This is a genomic window from Streptomyces sp. NPDC053755, from assembly GCF_040677675.1.
Taxonomy (GTDB): domain Bacteria; phylum Actinomycetota; class Actinomycetes; order Streptomycetales; family Streptomycetaceae; genus Streptomyces.
The window spans coordinates 110,222-134,681 of sequence record NZ_JBFASK010000017.1 but is presented as its reverse complement, the minus strand read 5'-3'; the positions used below and the strand labels follow the sequence as shown (position 1 = coordinate 134,681).

General features: G+C 72.5%; 20 protein-coding genes and 1 pseudogene. 13 read left to right on the top strand and 8 right to left on the bottom strand.

What is annotated here, in order from left to right; all coding sequences use genetic code 11:
• On the bottom strand, window positions 1–965 hold a 965-nt coding region (locus AB0K65_RS18415), incomplete at its 3' end, for an ice-binding family protein (protein ID WP_365717666.1).
• 548 nt (window positions 966–1,513) lie between these two features.
• Here AB0K65_RS18415 and AB0K65_RS18410 point away from each other — a divergent pair.
• The 3 genes and pseudogenes from AB0K65_RS18410 to AB0K65_RS18400 all read left to right on the top strand — a co-directional run.
• Window positions 1,514–1,735: pseudogene (locus tag AB0K65_RS18410) on the top strand (Asp23/Gls24 family envelope stress response protein); the annotation flags it as partial.
• A 35-nt stretch (window positions 1,736–1,770) separates the two neighbouring features.
• The gene (locus AB0K65_RS18405; RefSeq protein ID WP_365717664.1) at window positions 1,771–1,998 is read left to right on the top strand and encodes a hypothetical protein; all 228 of its coding nucleotides are present in this window, start codon (window positions 1,771–1,773) and stop codon (window positions 1,996–1,998) included.
• Window positions 1,999–2,371: 373 nt separating this feature from the next.
• Entirely contained in the window at window positions 2,372–2,548 is a 177-nt protein-coding gene (locus AB0K65_RS18400) for a hypothetical protein (RefSeq protein ID WP_365717662.1), read from the top strand.
• A 139-nt stretch (window positions 2,549–2,687) separates the two neighbouring features.
• Here AB0K65_RS18400 and AB0K65_RS18395 read toward each other — a convergent pair whose 3' ends face one another.
• Window positions 2,688–3,230 carry a hypothetical protein gene (locus AB0K65_RS18395; RefSeq protein ID WP_365717660.1) on the bottom strand — a complete coding sequence of 181 codons (543 nt, stop codon included), beginning with the start codon at window positions 3,228–3,230 and terminating at the stop codon, window positions 2,688–2,690.
• A gap of 235 nt (window positions 3,231–3,465) precedes the next feature.
• On the opposite strand from AB0K65_RS18395, the gene AB0K65_RS18390 reads away from it, so the two are divergent.
• A complete protein-coding gene (locus tag AB0K65_RS18390; RefSeq protein WP_365717658.1) occupies window positions 3,466–5,745 on the top strand; it encodes an LPXTG cell wall anchor domain-containing protein in 2,280 nt (759 codons plus the stop codon).
• Window positions 5,746–5,873: 128 nt separating this feature from the next.
• Here the strand turns inward: AB0K65_RS18390 and AB0K65_RS18385 are convergent, their stop codons facing one another.
• The 4 genes from AB0K65_RS18385 to AB0K65_RS18370 all read right to left on the bottom strand — a co-directional run bounded on the left by AB0K65_RS18385 (window position 5,874) and on the right by AB0K65_RS18370 (window position 9,226).
• A complete protein-coding gene (locus AB0K65_RS18385) occupies window positions 5,874–6,665 on the bottom strand; it encodes an ABC transporter permease (RefSeq protein WP_365717656.1) in 792 nt (263 codons plus the stop codon).
• Window positions 6,662–7,663, bottom strand: coding sequence for an ATP-binding cassette domain-containing protein (locus AB0K65_RS18380; protein ID WP_365717654.1), 1,002 nt, complete (start codon window positions 7,661–7,663; stop codon window positions 6,662–6,664). Before AB0K65_RS18380 ends, AB0K65_RS18385 begins: the two co-directional genes overlap by 4 nt.
• A gap of 81 nt (window positions 7,664–7,744) precedes the next feature.
• The gene (locus tag AB0K65_RS18375; protein WP_365717652.1) at window positions 7,745–8,593 is read right to left on the bottom strand and encodes a DUF4097 family beta strand repeat-containing protein; all 849 of its coding nucleotides are present in this window, start codon (window positions 8,591–8,593) and stop codon (window positions 7,745–7,747) included.
• Window positions 8,594–8,701: 108 nt separating this feature from the next.
• The gene (locus AB0K65_RS18370) at window positions 8,702–9,226 is read right to left on the bottom strand and encodes a hypothetical protein (RefSeq protein WP_365717650.1); all 525 of its coding nucleotides are present in this window, start codon (window positions 9,224–9,226) and stop codon (window positions 8,702–8,704) included.
• Window positions 9,227–9,835: 609 nt separating this feature from the next.
• Here AB0K65_RS18370 and AB0K65_RS18365 point away from each other — a divergent pair.
• The 9 genes from AB0K65_RS18365 to AB0K65_RS18325 all read left to right on the top strand — a co-directional run bounded on the left by AB0K65_RS18365 (window position 9,836) and on the right by AB0K65_RS18325 (window position 19,822).
• Window positions 9,836–10,687, top strand: coding sequence for a class II glutamine amidotransferase (locus AB0K65_RS18365; RefSeq protein WP_365717648.1), 852 nt, complete (start codon window positions 9,836–9,838; stop codon window positions 10,685–10,687).
• A 142-nt stretch (window positions 10,688–10,829) separates the two neighbouring features.
• Window positions 10,830–13,817, top strand: coding sequence for a LuxR C-terminal-related transcriptional regulator (locus AB0K65_RS18360; protein WP_365717646.1), 2,988 nt, complete (start codon window positions 10,830–10,832; stop codon window positions 13,815–13,817).
• Window positions 13,818–13,979: 162 nt separating this feature from the next.
• On the top strand, window positions 13,980–15,599 hold the full coding sequence (locus AB0K65_RS18355; protein WP_365717644.1) for an MFS transporter: 1,620 nt from the start codon (window positions 13,980–13,982) through the stop codon (window positions 15,597–15,599).
• Between the two features lie 18 nt (window positions 15,600–15,617).
• Window positions 15,618–16,199 carry a hypothetical protein gene (locus AB0K65_RS18350; RefSeq protein WP_365717642.1) on the top strand — a complete coding sequence of 194 codons (582 nt, stop codon included), beginning with the start codon at window positions 15,618–15,620 and terminating at the stop codon, window positions 16,197–16,199.
• Window positions 16,200–16,311: 112 nt separating this feature from the next.
• Window positions 16,312–16,509, top strand: a complete 198-nt coding sequence (locus tag AB0K65_RS18345) for a hypothetical protein (protein WP_365717702.1) — start codon at window positions 16,312–16,314, stop codon at window positions 16,507–16,509.
• A gap of 49 nt (window positions 16,510–16,558) precedes the next feature.
• The gene (locus tag AB0K65_RS18340; RefSeq protein WP_365717640.1) at window positions 16,559–17,218 is read left to right on the top strand and encodes a DUF308 domain-containing protein; all 660 of its coding nucleotides are present in this window, start codon (window positions 16,559–16,561) and stop codon (window positions 17,216–17,218) included.
• A 138-nt stretch (window positions 17,219–17,356) separates the two neighbouring features.
• Complete coding sequence (locus tag AB0K65_RS18335) at window positions 17,357–17,833, top strand: SHOCT domain-containing protein (RefSeq protein ID WP_365717638.1); 477 nt, start codon at window positions 17,357–17,359, stop codon at window positions 17,831–17,833.
• 30 nt (window positions 17,834–17,863) lie between these two features.
• Window positions 17,864–18,313 (top strand): hypothetical protein, encoded by a 450-nt coding sequence (locus AB0K65_RS18330; RefSeq protein ID WP_365717636.1) that lies wholly within the window; start codon window positions 17,864–17,866, stop codon window positions 18,311–18,313.
• Window positions 18,314–18,535: 222 nt separating this feature from the next.
• Window positions 18,536–19,822, top strand: a complete 1,287-nt coding sequence (locus AB0K65_RS18325; RefSeq protein WP_365717634.1) for a diacylglycerol kinase family protein — start codon at window positions 18,536–18,538, stop codon at window positions 19,820–19,822.
• Window positions 19,823–19,926: 104 nt separating this feature from the next.
• Here the strand turns inward: AB0K65_RS18325 and AB0K65_RS18320 are convergent, their stop codons facing one another.
• Both AB0K65_RS18320 and AB0K65_RS18315 read right to left on the bottom strand, forming a co-directional pair.
• Window positions 19,927–21,708 carry an MFS transporter gene (locus tag AB0K65_RS18320; RefSeq protein WP_365717700.1) on the bottom strand — a complete coding sequence of 594 codons (1,782 nt, stop codon included), beginning with the start codon at window positions 21,706–21,708 and terminating at the stop codon, window positions 19,927–19,929.
• Between the two features lie 166 nt (window positions 21,709–21,874).
• Window positions 21,875–24,364, bottom strand: coding sequence for a D-alanyl-D-alanine carboxypeptidase (locus AB0K65_RS18315; RefSeq protein ID WP_365717698.1), 2,490 nt, complete (start codon window positions 24,362–24,364; stop codon window positions 21,875–21,877).
• Window positions 24,365–24,460: the final 96 nt, after the last annotated feature.

Here is a 24,460-nt window from a genome sequence, read left to right as displayed (position 1 = left end):
GCGGCATCACCCGTCGTCGCGGCATCACCCGTCGTCGCGGCATCACCCGTCGTCGCGGCATCACCCGTCGTCGCCGCATCGCCCGTCGCGGCGTCACCCGTGGTCGCGGCGTCACCGGTCGTCGCGGCGTCACCGGTCGCGGCGTCACCGGTCGTCGCCGCATCGCCCGTCGCGGCGTCACCCGTGGTCGTGGTGGTCGCGGCGTCGCCGGTGGTCGTGGTCGTGGTGCTCTCGCACTCCGGCCTGGTGATCACGTTGTTGTTCAGCGTCACGGCCGCGTTGCGGGCCAGGGCCCGGCCCTCGATGGTCGCGCCGCTGTTGACGGTGATCGAGGTGAGGGCCATGAGCGTGCCCACGAAGACGGAGCCGGATCCGAGCGTGGCCGATTCGTCGGTCACCCAGAAGACGTTGCAGGCCTGGGCTCCGTTCTGGAGGACGATGCTGCTCCCGGATGCCGTCGTCAGGCCGGCGGGAACCTTGAACACCCAGACCGCGTCGGGGTTGTTCTGGGCGTCCAGGGTCCAGGTACCGGTGACCAGGAGACCGGATTCGACGGCATAGGTGCCGGGAATCAGGGTGGGGGTCACGGGCTGTGCGGAAAGGTTGAATTCCGTGGGCTGGCCGAAGGCGTCGTCGTAAGCCGTGGCAAGAGCGGCCTTCGCTCCTGCCGCCGCCTCGCCTGCGTAGATCGTCCCGCCCACTACCGTGCCCGGCGGGAAACCGGTGACGGCCGTTCCCGGGGAAACACCGACGTCTCCGGTGACCACGGAATTACCTTCGTTGGTGACCGTCGAACCGGCCAGTACCGCGAAACTCTCCGCGGTACCCAGCTCTACAGCCGTGGCCGCGTTTGCTCGTGTGGGCGTCACCGCCACCACGGCAAGGGCGAGCAGCAGGGTGAGTACCCCCGCGATCCAAGCCGTCATCGTGCGCCGTTGCGGCGCGTCGTGAATGTTCAGTGTCATCGAGGAGCCAACTCCTGTGGGGTGGTGGCGTCCGGCGTTCCTCGTCGAACGGAATCGCCTCTTCTGTCGGCGGCATATTACGCAGGCATCTCAGCGACTCGGCCCATTCGATCGGGGATGTCCTCGGAATCAATTAATATGCAGCAATGATGTACGGAGAATTACTGGGCCGATTGGCCTCCACCCGGACAGCCGTACACTGCCGACACAGGGCCGGGCAGGGCGATATTCGACCGTTTATCGCAGAGTCGGAGATGCGATCGCGGGTGACGCCCGAATGGCCCACGCCCCCTTTCCGCCGCAGCCGGATAAAGCGCGAGACGACGACAGCGCGGCGCCTCGACGGAGCGGGGGCGGCCTTGCCGCATCCGGGAGCTCGGGCCCTTCGGGCCCTCGCCGGGATCCTCATCCGCGATCGACGGCCGCGGCGGCCGAACTCTTCGGCCGTCACGCGGAGCGGCGCGACGGCCATCAGACGCTCGACGACAGCACCGGCACGGCCATCGAAGACTGGAAGCTATAAAATGAGGAAAAGAGAAGGATTGTCAGGTATGCCCGTCGAGGCATGAGACGTGCGGGTCGCCATCGATCTGGAGATCGTCGTCGACTACGGCGCCTCGATCACGGGCGTCGCCGGGGCTGTGCGGGAGAGTGTGATCTCCGCCGTGGAGCGGATGGCGGGGCCGGAGGTCGTGGAGGTCGGCATGGTCGGCGATGTGTGGCTGCCCGACGAGGTGGACGAAGAGGAGGAGCGGCAGCGGGTCCGGTAGCGGGCGGAGCCGGCTGCCGAGTGAGGGAGCGCGTGATGAGCAGATCCGTGGTGGGCTTGACCGCCGGAATGGCGCTGGGTTTCGCCGCGCACTTCGGTGGCCTCTGGGCCTTCGTGCTGGTGCTGGCGCTGGGCGTCGTCGGCCTTGTGGCCGGGCGCTGGGCGGAAGGTGAATTCGAACCGGGCTACTTCGTCCGTCGCCGCGACAACCAGCAGCGGATTCGCGATGACCAGCGCAGGGCTCGGAGAGACTGGCGGCGGTGACCCGACGGCCCGCCCGGCCCGGGGCGGGCCCGGGGAAGCCGGCCGGCCCCCGCAGGGAGCGACGTGTCTTTCAGCGGCGGTACTGGCGGCGGCCCTGCTGGAAGAGCGGGAGGCCGGCGGCACCGGAGGAGCGCGCGGGAAGGCACCGTCCACCCCCGCCGAGGAGGAGGGCCCCTGAGCCGACCGGTGCCCGAGAGCCCGCCGGCGGGGGCCGGGCCGCGGGAGCGCCGACGGGAGTGGAGACTCCGCCGCGGGTCGAGGGCCGGGAGACCCCGGTCTTCGTCGCGGGCCACCGGTACGGGACGCGCCTACTCTGGGTACAGGGGTCACCCGCGAGGTCGAACTCCTCCGTGACGCAGGGAGGCGTAGGTCGATGGTCCTCTTCCTGGTCCTGCTCGGCAGCGCCATCGCGCTGATCGTCATCGGCGCTGTCGTGGACGGAATGCTGTATCTGCTCTCCATCGGAGTGCTGCTCGCCGTCGTCGCCGTGCTGTATCTGCTCGTGCGTTCGATCATGCGCACGCGCCGGCGTCGGCCCACCGTTCGGTGACGGTGGAGGCGGACCACCCCGGATCACCCACCCGTGGAGCCCCTCCTCCCGCCCTCACGGGCGCACCCTCCTGGACGGCCGCGGCGCTCCCGGCACGGCCGGGCCGGCACACCGGCGCCACCCCTCCGGGTACCAGGCGTCAGTCGGCGTCCGGGCCGTCGGGGCCGTAGTCGTCCAGTTCGCCGCGGAGCGAGCCCTGGGCGGAGGCGGGGTCCGCGCGGAGGAGGGTGAGGAAGCTGCTCAGGGGGTGGTGCTGAGGGCGGGCGTCGAGGTCGATGCCCTCGGGGTCCTCGTAGTCGCGCAGGCGGGCGAAGGGGACGATGACGTAAGGGCGGGCCGACCAGGGGTGGCCGTCGGCGGGGGTGGGAGCCATGCGCCACTCGGTGCCGCGGGTGCGGTTGTGGACCTCACCGACGTACCAGCAGGCGACCTGGATCATCGGCGTGTGTTCGCGAGCGAACAGGTCGTCGACCGAGGTGACGTGCTCGCGGATGAGGGCCTCCATGCGGTCGAGCGAGCGCTCGCCGAAGTCCCACGCACCGCCGTGGCGGCGTTTCCAGTCCTCGAAGCGGCCCTCCTGTTCCGCCAGCCACCCCGTGAGGCGGGGATTGTCCGCGTGGGCCTCGTCGATGCGCTCGGCGACGGCGTACTCGTCCTCGTGGTCCCAGGTCTCATCGCTCACGCCAGCCAAGCCTAGTCCGCGCCGGGGACGTAACACCCACGAATCTCCACGGACTTGACACAGCCTCCGCCACTCGAATGCCGTTGCGCCGGCAAAGGACCGCCCTAGGATCGGAGCGCTTGTGCGGCGCCCACACGAGCATCGGGGGCCCTGGCGCCACACAGCCCGAATCCGACCCGTGGGGCTCCCGGGGGGAAGCATTGTGAAGCCGGCACGAATATCACGCCGCTGGCGTGTGCTCAGGAGGAGCCTGATCGCGCTCGCCTGCGCCACCGTCGTCACCGTCGCGGGCCAGCCCGTCACCGGCGTCGCCGAGGCCGCGCCGAAGCCGCCGGCGCCCAAGCCCGGCAAGCGCTGTGACGAGATGTACGGGGTGAGGAACGTACCCACCGGCCGTCTGCCCCAGGGGGACGCCTCCCGAGCGGTGGACCGCTGGGACACGTACGACTTCGTCAACCCCGGCCTCCAGTTCGACGGCCTCAACCCCACCCAGGCCGAGCTGAACGCGGCGGGCACCGACTACAAGAAGTACGCACACAGCGACCCGCGCCGCATCTACGCCCGGTTCAACGCGCAGAAGCGGTGGACGGACTTCGCGGACTACCTCTCGAAGGTCTACATCCCGAACCAGGGCTACGACGCCCGCGGCAAGGCGTTCATGGCGAAGGTCGTGCGCGAGATGGGCCTGACCGGCCCGGACTGGATCTGCGAGAAGGAGTTCTACTTCACCGATCCCGACACCGGCGAACGTCACCTGCGCCGGCTGGACGCCTACAACAAGCGCACCCGGGAGATCGTGGAGGTGAAGTCCAACGGCAGCCCCGACGGTCGCGAGAAGCCCGCGGAACGGGCCTGGGCGAAGAACGGGGGCTGGCGCTCCTACAAGTACACCTACGTGTTCGCCGAGAATCAGACCCGCGATGCCAAGAACTTCATGAAGGAGCTGAAGGACACCGCCGGCAAGGACGAGATCGGCCGTGACCGGGTGCGCTCCTACGACTACCAGTCCCACCACAAGGCAGTGCCCCCCAAGGGCACCGAGAACGGACCGTACCGCGCGAACGGTACGACGATGTCGCCCGGCAACGGCACCGCCACCGGGTCCCGCGGCTCCGGCAACCAGGTGATCAACCAGTCTCCGCCGAACCCGCGGACCCTCAAGGAGCAGCTCGACCGGCTGGGCAGGACCGGGGACCGGGCGCTGATGAACCGCGGCCTCGGCGGCATCGACTTCACCACCCTCGACCTGCGGTACATCGGCAAGGGCAAGGGCGGCAAGGGGCTGGACTACGCGTTCTCCGCCAAGTCGGTGGAGGACGAGTACGCGGCCGGGTGGGGCGGCCGGGAGAAGGGCGACCTGATCTCCGACGCGTTCTTCACCTGGCTCGCCCTGGACCCGTCCACGTTCTGGGTGAACCTCAACCCGGACGAGCCGAACCGCATCATCGACGCCGGGTTCGGCAAGACCGACGCCGGGCGGGTCCTGCTGGAAGCGGACCTGGAGCTGAAGCACGACATCTTCAAGGCCATGGACCCCGAGACGGACGCGGGCAGCGACTTCATGAACGCCCTGCCCCAGCGCAACGGCTTCCCCTGCTGGGCCGGGTTCCGCTACTGGATCGAGCCGGAGACCGCGGTCGTGCGCGAGCAGGACGGCGGCATCCACATCCTCGACACCCCGCTGAAGCTGTCCACGGTGCCGCAGGAGACCACCACCCAGCCGCCCGGCGGCAAGGGCTGCGACCTCACCGAGGCCGAGACGCGGCAGTCCGACCGCGTTCTCGACCGCTACATCACCCCGATCGTCTCCGACAAGGTCAACAACGGCGGCTACTACGCCGACCTGCGCCGCGTCTACACCGCCCGCGTCGCCGCCGAGTGGGTCCGTCAGAACGCCGCCGACATGCCCGCCGAGTACCGCAAGATCATCGGCAGCAACGACGTGACGCGCTGGCCGCTGCGCGCCCCCCACCGGGAGTGGACCGGCAAGCAGGTCTGGGACCGCTACTACAAGGCGTTCACCGAGGGCACCTTCAAGTACAAGTGGTCCAACGGCGAGGACGTCTACGTCTACACCGTGGGCGGGGTCGACTTCTCCAAGCAGCCCAAGCGGAACATGGAGCCCGTCCGCTTCCGTACCGAGCAGCGCTACAAGCCCCGCACGGTCGGCTTCGCGGTCGACACGATCGCCGACGACCCGCACCAGGACGGCAACCTGATGTTCGGCGGCAACAGCGCCGGCCACTCCGAGGGCGGCACGCCCACCCCCACGCCGGCCCCCACCGACACCGGCAAGCCGACCCCGTCCCCGACCGGGACTCAGAAGCCGGAACCGAAGCCGACGGATTCGGCGCCGACGACCGGCGGCCCCGGCCCGAAGGACCCTGACGGCGACCTGGCCGACACCGGCAGCGACACCCCGGTCGGCCTCATCGGCGGCATCGCCGCCGCCGCGATCGCCGCCGGTGGCGCGCTCGTCTGGTGGCGCCGCCGCCGGGCGGACACCGAGAGCTGACCGGCACGGCGTTCGTGGAGCGACGGAGGGCCCTTCCCGGCTTCGGGAAGGGCCCTCTCGCGTCCCCGGGCGGGGACGGCCGGGTGGTCACGGCCGGGTGGTCAGACCCCGTGGGGACGACCGGTGGGTCACTTCGGGTCGCGGTTGAAGACCGCCTTCGACCAGAAGTAGCCGAGCGTGGTGAGGGCCAGGCACCAGCCGAGTGCGAGCCAGCCGTTGTGGCCGATCTCGGTGCCGAGGAGAAGGCCCCGCAGGGTCTCGATGGCGGGAGTGAAGGGCTGGTACTCGGCGATCGGCCGGAACCAGCCCGGCATGGCGTCCAGGGGCACGAAGGTGCTGGAGATGAGGGGCAGGAAGATCAGGGGCAGAGCGTTGTTGCTGGCGGCTTCGGCGTTCGGGCTGATGAGGCCCATGCCGACGGCGATCCAGGTGAGTGCCAGGGCGAAGAGGACGAGGAGGGCGAAGGCGGCCAGCCACTCCAGGGCGGTGGCGTCGGTGGAGCGGAACCCGATGGCCACGGCGACGGCGCCGACGAGGATGACGCTCATGACGCATTGCAGGACGCTGCCGATGACGTGCCCGATGAGGACGGAGCCGCGGTGGATGGCCATGGTGCGGAAGCGGGCGATGATCCCTTCGGTCATGTCGGTGGAGACGGAGACGGCGGTGCCGATGGTGGTGCTGCCGACGGTCATCAGGAGCAGGCCGGGCACGAGGTAGGCGATGTAGTCGGAGCGGTCGGCGTCGGCGCCGCCGATGCCGGTGCTCATGACGTCTCCGAAGATGTAGACGAAGAGCAGCAGCATCATCACGGGGGTGAGCAGGAGGTTGAGGGTGAGGGAGGGGTAGCGGCGGGCGTGCAGGAGGTTGCGGCGCAGCATGGTGGTGGTGTCGCGGGCGGCGAGGGTGAGGGAGCTCATCGGTGGGTCTCCTTGGCCTGGTGGGGGAGGTGGGAGTCGGCGGTGAGGGCGAAGAAGACGTCGTCGAGGTCCGGGGTGTGGACGGTGAGTTCGTCGGCTTCCAGGCCGGCGGTGGCGAGCTGGTCGAGGAGCAGACGGAGTTCGTGCTGGGTTCCGTCGTTGGGGATGCGCAGGGTCAGGGCGTCGTCGTCGGGGGTGGCGTGGGTGAAGGCGGTGGTGGCGGTGCGGTAGGTCGTGGGGTCGGTGAAGCGGAGGCGGACGTGGCCGCCGGGGATCAGGCGCTTGAGCTGGTCGGGGGTGCCGTGGGCGGCGATGGTGCCGTCGTGGAGGACGGCGATGCGGTCGGCGAGCTGGTCGGCTTCTTCGAGGTACTGGGTGGTGAGGAAGACGGTGACGCCGCCGGTGACGAGTTCGCGGATGATCTGCCACATGTTGTGGCGTGAGCGGGGGTCGAGGCCGGTGGTGGGTTCGTCGAGGAAGATGATGCGAGGGTCGCCGACGAGGGTCATGGCGATGTCGAGGCGGCGCTTCATGCCGCCGGAGTAGGTGGAGGCGGGCTTCTTCGCGGCGTCGGTGAGGTCGAAGCGTTCCAGGAGTTCGGCGGTGACCCGGCGTCCTTCGCTCCGGGGCAGGTGGTGCAGGTCGGCCATGAGGAGCATGTTCTCCTCGCCGGTGATCAGGCCGTCGACGGCGGAGAACTGTCCGGTGACCCCGATCGCGGCGCGGACGGCCTGCGGGGCGGCGGCGAGGTCGTGGCCGGCGACCTGGGCCTGCCCGCCGTCGGCGGTGATCAGCGTGGACAGGATCTTCACCGCGGTCGTCTTGCCGGCCCCGTTCGGGCCCAGCAGCGCGAAGACGGTTCCCGCGGGGATGTGCAGATCGATGCCGTCGAGGACGGTCTTGTCACCGTAGGACTTGCGCAGACCGATGGCGGAGACGGCCGCGGGCGTCCGGGGACCACCCTGAGTGCTGGACGTGGACATGACAGATGAAGGCATGGGGCCCTCCGATCGAAGGGTGAGGTGGGTGAGGGATGGGGCGGGCAGGCCGAAGGAGACTCCGGGGGATCCGGGGGGCGCTCAGACCTTCGCGCGGCGCACGTCGATGTTGCCCCAGCGCGTCCGGGCGCGGACCTTGACGGTGTCCTCGGGCCCCTCCGGGGCGTCGGACGCGGTGAGGGTGTTGCGCACCTGCCCCCGGTCGGAGCTGACGTCGAGCCAGGCGGCGGTGCCCGCGCGGATGCCGACCTCGATGGCACCGTAGGAGGTCTCCAGCTGGACGGCACCGCGGGCCACCTCGGCCACCCGCAGGGCGCCGTGGGCTGTGGTGGCGGTGACCGAGTCCTCGGCGCGGCCGATCTCGATGTCGCCGTTGGCACCGCTCACGCGCAGTTCGCCGGTCGCGGCGCCGACGGTCGTGGTGCCGTGCGAGTTCTTCAGGACGGCGGCGCCGTCGACGAGCCCGACGCGCAGCCGGCCGGAGCTGGTCGTGATGTCGGCCGTTCCCTCGACGCGGTCGACGGTGATGGACCCGTGCGACGCCTTCAGGTGCAGCGGCCCGGTCGTGTCGAGCCGGACGTCACCGGACGACGTCTTCACGCGGACCTCGCCCAGCCGGCCTTCGCCGAGCACCTGGGCCCAGGCGCCGGTCATGTCGATCCGCGAGCCGGTGGGCAGTTCGACCAGCACGTCCACGATGCCCGTGCGGCCGAGGCCGAGCAGGGTGGACTTGGGAGTCCTGACGGTCAGGACGCCGCCTGAGTAGCTGACCTCGGTCCGCTCGGCCGTCCGCACGTCCTGGTCCTTCTTGGGGTCGCGGGGCCGCACGTCGACGAGCGTGTCGAGGCGGTCGCCGGCGGAGAACCGGATGGCGCCGCCCTCCACGTGCGCGGAGACGGTGATCGGCTCGGGAGTGTCGAAAGAAGGCATGGCTGTCCCGTCCTCTTGGGTCTTCAGGGCGTCCCCGCTGGTGGGACGTGGTGTGGGTGAAGTGGTGCGGGTGACCTGCTGTGGTGACGTGAGGCAGGCGGGGCGCCGCTAGCGCACCCAGCCGGTGATGCTCTGACCGATGGTCTGAGCCCGCTCGGTCGTACGCGGCCGGGTGCCGCCGTCGACCGCGGCCGAGACGGCCCGTACGAGCCACGCGTTGACCGACAGGCCCTCGCGGTTCGCGGTCTCCTCGACCCGGGCCTTGAGGTGGGCCGGCAGGCGCAGGTTGACGCGGGCCGTACCGCCCTCGTCGCCCTCGGCGGCCGCCGGGGCGGGGGCCGTGAGCGGTTCGGCCGACGCGGCGGGCTCGGCGGGGGATCCGCTGCCGGTGGGCGGCGGCGTCACCACGAAGTCGGGGTCGAGCCCGCGCAGCCGTACGTCGACCGAGCCGGGGGCCAGCTCGCGGGTGATCTCGCCAGCGGCGGCGGAGAGCACGTTGAGCATCGTCAGCCGGGCCGCCGACTCCAGCGGAGCGGTGAGCCGCTCGGCCAGCTCCCGGGCTTCGTCGCCGCCTGCTTCGGCGGCCACCGCCAGTTCGCGGCGGAGAGTGTCGACATACGGGGTGAGGTCCATGACGCCATCATGGCAGCATGATGGCACCATCCGCAAGCCCCTATGGCACCTCATGTGGCACACCTACGAGGCCACCCCTCCCACCTGCGGAAACGTGACCGGGGGGCGCTGGGGTGGCACGGATACCCGGGCGGCGGCACCTGCTCGGGGGCGCCACATGGGGCCGTTGGCACCATGTGGTGCCACATGGCACATCGCGTGGCGTCATCGGATTCGGTGCATCGCAGGCACCGGTCGTCGACATCCGTACGGGTGGGAAGACGACCGCCGCGCGGCGAACATCGTCGCCACGCCTCGCCGCGGGGCCTTCCTCACCCTCCACGGGTGACCCGGCCGTCCCCGCGTGCCCCCGAAACCTGTGCACGCGATACTGAGGGGGCTGGATGACGACGCATTCCCCGGGCCACCGCCCCGAGTTGCCGCTCCCGGGCACGCCCGCCCGTACCGGCGCGAGCCGGTGGGATCGGCGGGAAGCCGATGCGATCCGGCGCGAAGTCGGTCCGCCGTGTCCTTCGGCACCGAACCGGTCACACCGGCCCGCGGGCTCGCGGGCCCACCGGCCGGCGACATGGCGTTCCCTCCGTCCCGACGCGAGAACGGGGACTCACCATGTGCCGCTGGATCGCCTATTCCGGTACGCCCGTCTTTCTCGACCAGGTGCTGTTCCGGCCCCAGCACTCCCTGATCGACCAGAGCCTGCACTCCCGCATGGGCGTGGAGACGACCAACGGCGACGGCTTCGGCGTCGGCTGGTACACGCCGGACACGACGACTCCCGCCGTCCTGAGGGACATCGGCCCGGCGTGGAACAACCGCAACCTTCAGGAGATCGCCCTCCACGTCCGCTCGGGCGTGTTCCTCGCGCACATCAGGGCTACGACCGGCACCGCCGTCCAGCAGAGCAACTGCCACCCTTTCCGCAAGGGGCGCTGGCTGTGGATGCACAACGGGATGATCAACGAGTTCCCCCGGCTGCGGCGCGAACTCGCCCTGGCCGTCGATCCTGATCTGTACGCCGACATCGAAGGCTCCACCGACTCCGAGATCATGTTCTACCTGGCCCTGACCTTCGGGCTGGACGACGACCCGCCCGGGGCCGTGGCACGGATGGCCGGCCTGGTCGAGAGCACGGGGCGCGCCCACGGCGTACCGCATCCCCTCCAGATGACCGTCGCGCTGTCCGACGGCGAACGCGTATGGGCCTTCCGCTACTCCAGCGAGGGGCGCTCACGGTCGCTGTTCTTCAGCACGAAGGTGGACGCCCTCAGGGCGCTCCACCCGGACGCCACGTTCCTCCAGGACGTCTCCGAGGAGACCCGCCTCATCGTGTCCGAGCCTCTGGGCGACCTTCCCGGCGCCTGGAACGCGGTCCCGGAGAGCAGTTACGGGGTCGTCCAGCCGGGTCAGGACGTCCTCCTCCCCTTCCGACCGGTCCTGCCCGGCGGCTCGCGACCGGCCTGAGCCCACTCTCGGCGAACGGCATACCCGCTGGTGAAGCGGGGTGCCGGCCGCTGTGGCGCGCGCCGCGGCGGGAGGACTGGGATCCTGGGAGGGCGGGAGCGCGGCCCATGCGGTGACCCGGGCAGGCAGGGGTGATGAGTGCGTGGCCAAGACCTACGACGACGCCCGGGGCCCGGTCGTTCCGCCCGTTCCGTACGCCGATCCCCAGGGCGATCCGTTTCTGCGCTCCCGGTTCGCCCCGCCCGCGAGGCCGGAGACGTTCCTGCGGCGGCAGCGGCTCGTCGACCATCTCGACCAGGCGCTGCGGACGCCGCTGACCCTGCTCAACGGCGCGGCCGGAGCCGGCAAGTCCCTGCTGGCCGCCGACTGGGCCGCCGGGCTGCGGCGGCCGGTCGCCTGGCTCACCGCCGAGGAGGGCGACCAGCGGCCCGGCGTCTTCTGGGCCTACGTCCTCCAGGCCCTGCGCGCCGCGGGCGCGCCCGCGTCCGACGCGGTGGGAGCCCCCGCGGACGCGACCGGCGTGGACCACAAGCTGCTGGCGGCCCTCGCCGCCGAGCTGAACGACCGTGACCGGCCCGTGGTCCTCCTGCTCGACGACTTCGACCGCGTGACCGCCCCCGAGGTCGCGGAGCAGCTGGAGTTCGTCCTGCACCACGCCGGGCGGGGACTGCGCCTCGTCCTGGTCACCCGGACCGAACCGCTGCTGCCGTTGCACCGCTACCGGGCGGCCGGCGAACTGACGGAGATCCGCGCCGCCGAGCTGGCCTTCACCGCCGAGGAGGCGGCCGCGCTCCTGGACCTGCACGGCCTGGACCTGCCGGCCCAGGCCTCGCGCGCCCTGGTGGACCGCACCCGGGGCTGGGCCGCCGGGCTGCGCCTGTTCGTCCTCGCCGCGCGGGAGAGCGCCGATCCGGAGCTCTACCTGAAGGAGTTCGAGGCGGGCCGCAGCACGGTCGCGGACTTCCTGCTGGCCGAGGTCCTCAAGGGCCGCACGGAGGAGACCCAGGACCTCCTGATGCGGGTGAGCGTCCTGGAGCGCTTCTGCCCGGACCTGGCCGACGCGCTGACGCTCCGTGCCGATGCCGGGCCGATCCTCGCCGGGCTGTGCCGCGACAACGCGTTCGTCGAGCACCTCGGCCACTCCTGGTACCAACTCCACCCGCTCTTCGGAGAGATACTCCGGGCCCATCTGCGCGAGCGGCTTCCCGGTCTCGAGCCCGAGCTCCACGTGCGGGCCGCGCGGTGGCTGCGGCGGGCCGGGTTCCTGTCGGAGACGCTCGTCCACAGTGCCGCCGCAGACGACTGGGACCTCGCCGCCGGCGCACTCGTCGACGACCTGGCGATCGGTCAGCTCTTCACCGGCCTCCGCTCGGGCGACATGGACCGGTTGTTCTCCCGCATGGGGCCCGGGGCGACGAGCCCGGCGACGGACCTCGTGCGCGCCGCTCGTGACCTGTCCCGGTGCGATCTCGATCACGGCCTGGCCCGCCTGGGCCGCGCGGCCGAGCGACTGACCGACGACGTGCCCGACGCGGCCGCCGCCCGGCTCACCCGGGCGCTCCTGGAGGCGCTGGCCGCGCGGCTCACCGGGTGCGTCGCGCGGGGCGAGAAGGCCGCCGAAGCCGCCGAAGCGCTGCGGCGGGAGGTGCCGGCGCACCTCCTGGAGAAGCATCCCGAGCTGACCGCGCTGCTGCTGACCCACTTGGGGTCGGTCCGGCTGTGGGCCGGGCGTTACGAGGACGCCCGCGCCGCCCTGGCCGTCGTGGCCGCGACTCCGGGGGGAGCCTCCACCGTCCTGCCCCGGGAGGAGGCGCTGGGGCACCTGGCCCTCCTCGACCATCTGGACGGCTGGCCCGGCCGGGCCGAGCACCAGGCGCTCGCGGCGCTGGCCGAGGCGGAGCGGGTCGGCCTGCCCCAGCCGTCGGGCTCCGGCATCGAACGGCTGGTCCTGGCGGCCGTGGCCGTCGACCGCCATGAACTCGGCCGTGCGCAGGCCCTCCTCGACGAGACGGCCGCCTGCCCTCCCCTGGGGGCGACCTGCCTTCCGGTGGGGGCGGCCCGCCCGTCGGCGAGCACGCGCGATCCGGTCCCCGCGGCGGGACGGGCCCTCGCCTCGGCCCGACTGCTGCTGGCCAGGGGCCTGACGCGGGCCGCCGTCGAGGCGGCGGACCCGGGCGTCCCCACCGTCGAGGCCTCGCCCTGGGCGGCGGGCTGCCAAGCCCTCGTCGCCGCCGCCGCTCACCTGGCCGAAGGGCGCCCGGACCGAGCCGTCGAGGCGCTCCGGGACGTGACGGGAGCCCAGCCGCTGTGGGCGGTGGAGGCGGCGGCGATCCAGCTCGCCGCGGGACGCCCGGGGGCGGCCGTCGACCTGCTCGACAGCATCGGCGGCGAGAGCCGGACCGGACCGGCGGTGTCCGTCCGGGCGGCGCTGGTCCGGGCGCAGGTCGCCGAGGGTGAGGGAGACACCGCCGGCGCCCGCCGTCTCGTGACGGAGGCGCTGCTCGACGCGCGGCGGGAACGGCTGCGGCGGCCGTTCCTCGACGCCGGCGCCTGGATCCGGCCCCTGCTGACCACGGCACCGCTGCACGACCTGGCATCGGGCTGGCTCACGCCCGGCGCCCCGGGGCGGGGGGCGCCGGCCCGGAGGACACAAGCGGCCGGCCGGCCGGAGACGGACAGGGCGGCGGCGCACCGGACGGAGGCGCAACGGCCGGAGACGGACAGGACGGGCGTCCAGAGCCGTCAGGCCGGGCCGGGCCGGACGGAGACGTACCGGCCGGAGGCCCACCGGACGGGCGCGCCGAGCCGGCCGGAGGCACACCGCCCGGACGTGCCCAGCCGAGCCGGGGCGTACCGATCAGGGGCCCTCCGGCCGGAGGGGCACCAGGCGGACGGCCCGAGCCGGCCGGCGGAGCCGTCCGAGCCGCTCGTCGCCGTGGAGCTGAGCGGGCGGGAGCAGGACGTCCTGGAGCGGGTGGCCAGGATGATGTCGACGGAGGAGATCGCCGCCGACCTGTTCGTGTCGGTGAACACGGTGAAGACGCACCTCAAGAGCGTGTACCGGAAGCTGGCCGTGAACCGCCGCAGCGACGCGGTGCGCCGTGCGCGCGAGCTGGGACTGCTCTCCTGATCGGGCGTCGCCGGCCGGAGGGGCGGCCGCTCCCCCGCGGCGGGTGAGGCGGGGCGTCCGTCCGTCCGCTGCACTGGGGTGAACGGCGCGGTGCGCGCCGGCCGTCGCCGGTCGGCGTGACCGGCCCCTTGAGGCCGACCCGGCAATGGCGAGGTGGACACCGTGAAGCACTGGCGGGCTCTGATCGTCCTCGGCGCGGCCCAGTTCCTGATGGTCCTGGACACCGCCGTCATGAACGTGTCCATCAGCCAGCTGGTCGAGGACTTCGACACCGAGGTCACCGCCATCCAGGCCGTCATCACCCTGTACGCGCTGGTCATGGCGGCCTTCATGATCATCGGCGGCAGGTTGGGGGACATCCTGGGGCGCCGTCGCATGTTCCTCGTCGGGATGACGGTCTACGGCGCGGGTTCGGCCCTGACCGCCGTGGCACCCACGCTGTGGGTCCTCACGCTGGGCTGGTCGGTCATCGAGGGGCTCGGAGCGGCGATGGTGCTGCCCGCCATGGCGGCCCTCGTCGCGGAGGCGTACCGAGGGCGGGACCGGGCCGTCGCCTACGCGATCATCGGCGGGCTCGCCGGCGCCGGGATCGCGGTCGGCCCTCTGCTGGGAGGCTGGGTGACGACCTACCTCACCTGGCGGCTGGTCTTCGCCGGCGAGGTCGTGGTCGTGCTGGCCGTCCTGCTCAGCCGCAAGGTGATCGCGGCGCCCGCCCCGGCCGGCCGGCGGCCCCAGCTGGACGGGGTGGGTGCGGCGCTCTCCGCCTCCGGGCTGGCGCTCTGCGTGCTCGGGGTGCTGCAGAGCAGCACCTGGGGATGGGTGGAGCCCCGCAATCCTCCCTTCACCGTCCTCGGCTTCGCCCCGACGCTCTTCGTCGTCGGGGCCGGGGTGGCCGTCCTGGCCGCCTTCCGGTCCTGGGAGCGACGCCGTGAGCACCGGGGCGCCGACCCCCTCGTGCACCTGTCGCTCCTGCGCAGGCCCGTGCTGCGGTCCGGCCTGATGACCCTGCTGAGCCAGAACCTCATCCTGCTGGGCCTCTTCTTCGCGATTCCGCTGTACTTGCAGGTGGTGCAGGGGTTCGACGCCTTCGAGACCGGGCTGCGCCTGCTCCCGGTCTCCGCCACCATGCTGCTGACCTCCCTGTGCGCCTCCCCGCTGGGACGGGTGTGGGGCCCGCGCCGGGTGGTGCGGCTGGCCCTGGTGACCCTGGCCGCGGCCATCACCTGGCTGCTGGCCACCATCGACCCGGTCATCGACGACGGGCAGTTCGCCGGGGCCATGGCCCTGCTGGGCGTGGGCATCGGCCTGCTCGCCTCGCAACTGGGCAACGTCGTCCAGTCCGGTGTCGGCGAGGAGGAGCGCAGCGAGGCCGGCGGTCTCCAGTTCACCGCCCAGAACCTGGGCTCGGCGCTGGGCACGGCGCTCATCGGGTCGATCCTCATCGGTTCGCTGGCGCACGCCTTCACCACCCGGGTGGAGGACGACCCCCGGCTGTCCGAAGAGGCGCGTTCGGCGGTCGGTGTGTCCCTGGAGGCCGGGGTCAGCTTCGTCTCCACCGACCAGGTGCGGTCCGCGGCCGAGCGTGCCGGACTGCCGCCCGCCGAGGTCGACGCCGTCACGGACTCGTACGCCTCCGCGCAGCTGAGCGGCCTGAAGGCGGCGATCCTGGCCACCGGCGGCATCGCCCTCGCCGGTTTCCTCGTCACTCCGCACCTGCCGGGCGCTCCGAAGGACCGCGCACGGCAGCCGGAGGCCGATGCTCCGCCCGGGGCGGCCCGCTGAGCCGGAAGGGAGTCGCACGTGTCCGGAGACATGACCGGCCCGCACGCGAAAGACACCACCGCCGACACCACGGCCGAAGCAGCGGCGGCGGCGCGCAAGGTTCGCCGGGCCGAGCGTCGTGCCGAACGCCGTGCCCACGCGGACTACACGGGCGGCGTCTACGGTTCCATGCTCGCCACCTCCGTGGTGATCGGCGCGGGCACCCTGGGATCGTTCCCGCGCACGGAGCTGGTCCTGCTGCTGCTGCTCACCAGCGTCGTGTTCTGGGTCGCGCACGTGCACGCCCAGCTGTTCGGGGCGCGGCTCGCCCAGCGGGCGCTGGACCGCCGCGTGGTGCTGCGCGTGTGCCGGGAGGAGTGGCCGATCGTCAAGGCCGCCGTCCCGCCCGCCGCCGCGGTGGCCGTCAGCCCGCTGCTCGGCCTGGACGTGCGAGGGGCCCTGTGGCTGGCGCTCTCCGTCGCCGTGGCCGGCCAGGTGGGCTGGTCCGTGGCGGCGGCCCGCCGCGTCGGAGCCTCCCGGAAGCTGATGGCCATCACCGCGTCGGTCAATCTCCTGCTCGGCCTGCTGATCGTGTCCTTCAAGATCTTCCTGACCCACTAGAGAGGCTCGGGTCACCTGCGCCGGGTGATGCCCGTGCGGGCGCCCCGGCGGAGGATCGCAGGGTAGGGCGTCGTCCGCCTCTGTCCCAGGTCCGTCCATGGGAGGACAGCTCGTGCGCTACGAGATCCGCGTCGAGGGGCACCTGTCGGAAACCCTGGCCAAGGCGTTTCCGGAGCTGGGCCACGTCGTGATGTCCGGCCAGACCGTCCTGTACGGCCCCGTCGTGGACGAAGCCCACCTGTACGGGCTGCTGGCCCGCTGCCAGTCGCTGGGACTGCGCGTCCTGGAGATGCGCCAACTGCCGGAGTGACGGGCGCCGGCGGTCGGCGGGCGGCCGCTCGATCCCGCGAGGAGGAGCCATGACCATGCCGCACGGCCCGGCGTCGCACACCGGGCAGGAGAACGAGCCCTACGGGACGGACACCGGACCGGCGGGTGATTCCGCGTACACGCTGGCGCGCCTGGGCCGTTCGTGGACCTGGCTCATGGCCTCGGCCGTGGCGACCCTGGTGCCGGGCGTGCTGGTCCTGGTCTGGCCGGAGGGCACCCTGCACGTCCTGGCGGTCCTCATCGGCCTGTACCTGCTGGTGACCGGCGGTCTCCGGTTCGTCACCGTCTTCGGCCGGGAAGGGCAGGAGCGGTTCGCCGGGCTGCTCGTGGCCGTGCTCTACGTCGTCGCCGGCGTGCTGTGCCTGCGGGACCCGCTGCAGACGATTACCGTGCTCTCGCTGATCGTCGGAATCGTCTGGCTGGTGTCCGGCATCCTCACGCTCTACACCGCGCTCGCCACCGCGGACCTGCCGCACCGAGGCGTCGTCCTGGGCTTCGCGGTGCTCGGCATCGTCGCGGGGATCGTGGTCCTGGCCCTTCCCGCCGAATCGGCCCGCGCCCTCACCCGGCTGCTCGGCCTGTGGCTCGTCCTGCTCGGCCTGGGTGAGGCGGCCCTCGCCCTCGCCTGGCGGGCCGCGCTCCGCAAGGCACTCGGCACGGAGCCCCGTACCCCCTCGGCACCGGCCTGAGTTCCCCGGGGCCCGGCACTTCCGGGTCCCGGGTCCCCGGACTCACCCGCTTCGGGTGAAGCCGGTCCGCGATCGCCGTGGGCACGCTGAGAGCGGCAGAAACGGCTGCCGGGCGCAGGCCCGGGACGGAGGCTGGACATGAGCGAGACCTACCTGGCGTACGACTTCCCTCTGCTGGGCGCCTTCTGGACCATGCTCTGGTTCTTCCTGTGGATCATGTGGTTCATCCTGCTCTTCCGGATCATCATGGACATCTTCCGTGACGACTCGATGAGCGGCTGGGCGAAGGCCGGCTGGCTGGTCTTCTGCATCGTCCTGCCCTTCCTGGGCGTGTTCGTCTACGTGATCGCGCGCGGCAAGAACATGGGGCGCCGGGAGATGGCGCAGGCACGCGCGCAGCAGGAGGAGTTCAACGCCTACATCAGGGACACCGCGGGCTCCGGCACCAGCAGCGCCGAGGAACTCGCCAAGCTGGCCGAGATCCGCGACAAGGGCGTCATCACCGAGGAGGAGTTCCGCAGGGCCAAGGAGAAGGTGCTGAGCGGTCACGGCGCAGGCACGGGCACGGGTTCCACCGCCCACGTCGGCTCCACCCCCCGCACCCCCGGCGTCTGAGCGACCGCCGACGACGAAACGAGACACGAGATGAGCGCGACACGCACCCCGCCGGCGGACACGGCGAAGCAGGGATGGGCCTCCGGGCTGACCGCCTTCGCCGCCGTGATGCTCTTCCTGGTCGGCCTGCTCGACATCCTCCGGGGCATCATGGCCGTCGCCGAGGACGACGTCTTCGTGACGACACGGAACTACGTCTTCGCCTTCGACCTGACGTCGTGGGGCTGGATCCACCTCGTCCTGGGCGCGATCGCCGTGATCGTCAGCATCGGGCTGCTCAAGACGGCGATGTGGGCCCGCGTCTCCGGCGTGATCATCGCCGGACTCGTCATCATCGCCAACTTCCTCTCCGTCCCCTACGCCCCGGTCTGGTCGATCGTGATGATCGCCCTCTCGGGCTTCATCATCTGGGCGCTGTGCGTCATCGACCGGGACAACCTCTTCGACCTGTCCGAAGAGGCACCCCCACGGAGCCGGTGACGCGGCCCGGCACGCCGGGTACGGGCGGCACGACAGCCCCGTACCCGGCACCGCGACGAGGAGGGCCGACAGGTGGAACGACACGGCGGTACCCCCCGAGGACAGGGACAGGGATCCGGATCGGACCAAGGACGGGGACAGGGGACGGAGCGGGGACGGGGAGCGGTCGCGGCTCGCGCCGCGACCGAGCGCGAGGGTGGCCCGGGATGGGCACGCCTGGCCGTGATCGCCCTGCTCGGCAGTGTCCTCGTGCCCCTCGTCGCCGCCGGTCTGCGGAGCCTGCTCTGGGTGCCGGTCGGCCTCGCGGGACTGGCACTCGCCGCCGTCGGCGTGTGGTGGGCCCTCGCGCACACCGGTCCGCTCCGGTTCCTCGGGGTTCTCCTCTCGGTGGCCGCGCCGGTCGCCGTCCTCGCCGTGTACGCCGCGTTCGACATCCTCTGGCCGGCCGCCGTGTCCCTGGCCCTGTGGGCACTCGCCGTCACGGCGGCCCGTACGGCCCTGACGTCCGGACGCACCTCCTCCACCGAGACTGCCGTCACGGCGCCCCGCGCCCCCTGGATCCTGATGAACACGCGGTCCGGCGGCGGCAAGGTGGGCCGTTTCCACCTGGTGGAAAAGGCCCGTGCGGCGGGCTGCCGGGTCGCCCTGCTCGAAGCCGGCCAGGATGTCGCCGAGCTGGCCCGGCGGGCCGTCGCCGAGGGAGCGGATCTGCTGGCGGTGGCGGGCGGTGACGGCACCCAGGCACTGGTGGCGGAGGTCGCGGCGCGCCACGACGTGCCGTTCGCGGTGATCCCCGCCGGCACCCGCAACCACTTCGCCCTCGACCTGGGCCTGGACCGCGACGATCCGGCGGCGGCCCTGGAGGCCCTGTCCGACGGCGTCGAGATCCGCGTCGACCTCGGCTTCGCCGCGGACCGGGTCTTCGTCAACAACGCCTCGTTCGGGACCTACGCCTCCGTCGTCGTCGACCCGGCCTACCGGGACGCGAAGGCCCGTACGACCCTGCGCACCCTCCCCGGCCTCCTGAGCGGCGACGGCGCCCCCCGGCTGCGGACGCGGGCGGACGGGACGGACATCGACGGTCTCCAGGCACTGCTCGTCAGCAACAATCCGTACGGACGCGCCGTCGACGCCGCGCATCCCGGACGCAGGGAGCGGCTGGACACGGGGCTCCTCGGCCTGGTCTGCGTGCGGGTCGCCAACACCGTCCAGGCGGCGCGGGTGGTGCGCGGCTCGCGCTCCGGGGGGATCGTCCGGCTCGACGCCGCCGAAGCCGTCGTCGACCTCGTCGTCGAAGCCGACGAGGGCACCCACCCGGAGCTTCCGGTCGGCATCGACGGGGAGCACGTCCTCCTGCCGTCCCCCGTCGTGTGCCGCAGCGCGCCCGGGGCCCTGCGCGTCCGTGTGCCCCGCCACCGCCCTCGCGCCCGGCGCGCCAGGGGGGCGGCGGCCGACTGGCCGCGGGTGGCACGGCTGGCGCTGGGCCGGGGGTCCCCCGCCCGCCGGTGACCGCGCTCGCCGGGCAGAGCACGACACCGGCGTGTCACCGCGGTGCGGTCGGCGCGGTGCGGTCAGCCCACTCGGTCAGCCCAGCTCGTCCCGGCGCAGGCCGGTCAGCGCAGTTCGTCCGGGCAGGCCGTGCCGCGCGGGAAGAGCTTGTACGGGGCCGCCAGGCGGTAGACGCCCGGCTTCGGGGCCAGCAGCTCGGTCCACTCGTCGCCCTCCGCGTCCGCCTCCGTCTTCAGGAGGCAGCCCCGGTCGTTGCGGAAGACCTTCGGCAGTTCGGTCTCGGAGTCCTCACGGGCCCGCTTCGACTCCTCCGTCTCCTGGGGCGGCTCGATCTTGTCGCCGTTCTCGTCGAGGAGGGCCAGCCAGGGCGAGTAGGGCACCCGGATCAGCACCCGGCCCGGGGCGTCGATGCGGATGACGACCTCTTCCGCGCCCGCCCGGCGGACCTCCGCCGGCGGGGCGGCGAGGGGCGTGGGGTTCTCGACGGCGTAGAGGCGCCAGTTCGCGTCGGACCAGACCTGCTGGAGGTACGGGAGGCCGCCCTGGACCAGCTCCGCCTCGCGCTCCGCGCCCGAGTCGGGCGCCCCGGTGGGGAGCACGACGTAGTGCACCGCCCACCGGTCGAGCCAGTCCTGGTAGTTGGAGGCGTTGAGGGTGTCGTCGTAGAAGAGCGGGTTCCGCTCCATGTCCGCCTGGCGGTTCCAGCCGCGCGCCAGGTTGATGTACGGCGTGAGCGCGGACGACTCGCGGTGGCTGGAGGCCGGGACGACCTCCACCCGCGCCTTCTCCGCGCCCCGCACCTGCAACTGGTTGATCAGCGGAGCGACCTCGCGCGCCCACGACGCGTCGGGGGCGGTGCGGATGACGTCGTCGACGCTCTTGAACCCGATCCAGAAGTTCAGGCCGGCGAAGGCGAGCACCAGCGCGTACCAGCGGCGCGAGCGCGGGGCGGCGTAGGGCAGCGCCGCGAGCAGGACGACGCCCGCGAAGAGCATCACGAGCCGCGAGACGTTGGACCCGATCTGGGAGTCGACCAGCCAGGTCAGCAGGGTTCCGGCGGAGTAGACGGCCGCCGCGGTGCGGACCGTGCGCCACGCGCGCGGTACCAGGACCAGGACCAGGACCCCGAAGAGGAACGGAAGCGCCGTCGACGCCAGCGACATCGGCTGCGTACCGGAGAAGGGGAACAGCCAGGAGGAGAGGGCGACGACCGCCACCGGGGCGAGGCCGAGGGCGTACGCGCCAGGCCGCCGCTTGTTGAGGAAGAGGGCGGCCGCGGCGACGCCGAGGAAGAGCCCGGCGACCGGACTGCAGGCGGTCGCGAGACCGGCGAGCGGGGCGGCGACCGCGGCCTTCGCCCAGCGCTTGTGGCGCCAGCGGTGCGGCCAGCAGAACACGGCCGCGACGGCGCCGAGCGCGAACATCATGCCGAGCCCGAACGTCACCCGCCCCGACAGCGCGTTGCACAGGAAGGCGAAGACCCCGGCCAGCGCGCACGCGAGCGGATTGCGGACCGCCCTCACCCGCACCAGGATCAGCGCCGTCAGACCCGCCGACAGGGTCCCGGCGATCATCATCGTCGTACGGACGCCGAGCACCGACATCACGTACGGCGAGACGACGCTGTACGAGACCGGGTGCATCCCCCCGTACCAGGCGAGGTTGTACGCGGAGTCGGGGTGCCGGCCCACGAACTCGGCCCAGGCGTCCTGGGCGGCGAGGTCGCCGCCGCTGTTCGCGAACAGGAAGAACCAGAGGATGTGGGTGAGCGCGGCCAGGCCCGTGGCGATCATGACGGGGTAGCGGCGCTTGCGGCGCGCGGGGCGCGGGCGGGGCGTCCCCGACGCCGCCGTGCCGGTGGCCGGACGGGGCGCCGGGAGGTTTATTCGCGACGCGGAGTCCCGGGACCGGGGTCGTGACTGCGCGCCCTCGTCGGCGCGTGTCGGCTCGGCGGTGGTCACTGCGGCCCTTTCCCGTGCTGCCCGTCGCGCGTGATCGTGCCTCGGAACGCTAACAGCCAGGCGCCCCGGAGGACCGGGGCGCCGTCCCGCGTCAGCCGATGCGCGTCAGCTTCTTGTCGAAGCCAGGCTCCACCAGGTCGGTCTGGAGGGCGACCGGAGCGCTGACCTTGCCCGTCCCCGTGCCGATCGACACCTGGCCGACGATGTCGCCCGCCTTGCCGGCGTGGGGGACCGTCTTGCCGCCGTCCGTCAGCTCCAGGTCGACCTTCAGGCCCGGCCAGCCGACGGCCTTGAGCTCCTTGGTCGCGATCACCGGGGTCCGGCCGCCGAGGCCGTCGTCGACATGGCCGACGACCTGGCCCTTGCGGACGACCGGGGCGGAGGTCACGTCCTTCTGCGCCTGCTGGATCAGCCGGAGGCTGTAGTCGATCGCCAGCTGGAGCTTCTGGTAGAGCTGGTCGGCGTCCTTCGCGCCCATCACGACGCCGAGGATGCGGCGGTTCTGGCCGTCGACGACGGTGTTCGCGGACCAGAGCAGGTTGCCGCCGGCGGGCGTGGAGGAGCCGGTCTTGATGCCGCCGACGCCCGGCTCCAGCAGGATGTTGTTGTTGTTCTCGATCTGCCCCGGGATGCCGTCCACCTTGAGGTTCGGCATGTTCACGATCTCGCGGAACACGTCGTACTGCATGACCGCCTTGGCCAGCTTCAGCTGGTCGAGCGGGGTGGAGACGGTGGTCGCCTGGAGGCCCGAGGGGTCGGTGTAGACCGATCCGGTCATGCCGAGGTCCTTGGCAGCGGCGTTCATCTTCTCGACGAAGGCGGCCTCGGAACCGGCGTCCCAGCGGGCGAGGAGACGCGCCACGTTGTTGCCGGAGGGGATCATGAGGAGCTGGAGCAGCTCCTTCTCCGAGTACGTCTGCCCCTCCTCGATCTGCGCGGTCGACTCGTCCTTGGCCTTGGCCTGCTCGCCGGCCTTCTTGTCGACCGTGATCTCCGGGCCGTCGGCGTCGCCCTTGATGGGGTGGTCGCGGAGGATCACGTACGCGGTCATCGTCTTGGCGACGCTGGCGATCGGAGCGGGCTTCTGAGCGCCGTACGTGCCCAGCGATCCGACGCCCTCGACCTCGGCGGCGCCCTGGCCCTCGGTGGGCCACGGCATGTTCAGCTCACCGCCCGCGAAGGTGAAGGTCGGGGCGGTGGAGAGGGTCAGGGCCGGCGCGGGGAGCGGCCGCACGAACTGCGCGATCGCAAAGATGATCAGCGCCAGGACGACCAGTGGCGTCCAGATCCGGACGCGCCGGGCGGCGGTGCGCAAAGGGGTCGGCGGCGGGGGCGGGGTGTTCGTCAGCTCCGCGAGCAGGTCCAGCGGGGGCAGCGGCGGCATGGGCTGCTGCCTGGTCCGCTCGGCCTCGGTGAGCGACGCGGGGGCGGCGGGGGCCGGCGGCTTCGCCTCGTCCTGCCGCGGCGTGTTCGCCGCGGGGACGGCCGGGGCCCCGGGGAGGTCGCGGCGCAGCGGGATGAACTGGCTCGTGCGCTCGGCATCGGACTCGGGCGCCTTCGCCGGCTCGGGAGCCTTGGGGGCGGCAGGTTCGGCCGGGGCCTTGGGGGCCTCGCTCGCGGCGGGCGCCTTGGGGGCCTCGTCCGCCTTCGGCGCCTCGTCGGCGTCCGGCGCGGGCGGGCCGGCCTTGGCGGGCGGCATGATCGGCGGGATCTTGAGCGCGGTCGTCGGCTGGTCCACGACGGGCGGCCGTACGGCCTTGAACACGGCGGTGGGCTGGTCGAGGACGGGCCGGCCGTCGGCGGACTCGTCGTCGGCGGGCGCGTCGGCGGACCGGCCCGCGGCCGGCTTCTCGTCGGCGGGCTCCGCGGCGGCAGGCTTCTCGTGGGCGGGCTCGGCATCGGCCTCGGCGGGCTCCTGCGCGGTGCCCTCGGGAGCCTGCGCGGGCTTCCGGGCCGCGAACCAGTCCTCGGCGTCTTCGGCACCGGCGGCCTTCGCGGCGCCAGGCACCGCAGCGGCCTCAGGGGCGGCCTGGGCGTCCTCCGGGGCCTCGTCGGCTCCGCCCTCGGCCCCAGAGCCGTCCTCGGCCCGGGCCTCGGCATCGATGTCACCGTCATCGCCGGCGACCGGCTCCGCCGGCTCGCCCGCGTCAGCGTCAGCGTCCGCCGTCACGGCCGGCTCGTCCTCCACGGAGCCTTCCCCGGCCTCCTCGGCACCCGGGGGGTCCGCAGGCGCGGGCTCGTCGCCCGAGGCGACCCAGGCCGCCACAGCGGCCCGCAGGCGGTCCTCGCGGCCGTCACCGTCCTCGGCGGAGGGCTCGGCTGCCGGGGCGTCGTCCTCCGGGGCACGCGGGGCGAGGGCCTTGAAGACCGCCGTCGGCTGGTCCACCCGAACCGAACCCGCACCGGAACCGGAAGACCCGGAACCCGACCCCGCTTCCGCTCCCTCGGCCGCCGACGCCGAAGACGCCGACGGGCTCGACTCGCGGAACACGGACAGCCGCGGATCCCGCCCGCCGCCGCCCGGAGTCGCCTCCCGCGAAGACTCCTGCTGCTCCGCCTTTTCGGGGGACTCGCCCGCCACCGTGCCTCCTCCATGCGTCATGCGTACGTCCGAACCATGTACCAGTGTCCTGTGTGAACCCCTTGGCTCCCGTGCTAGACGAGAACGACATACATG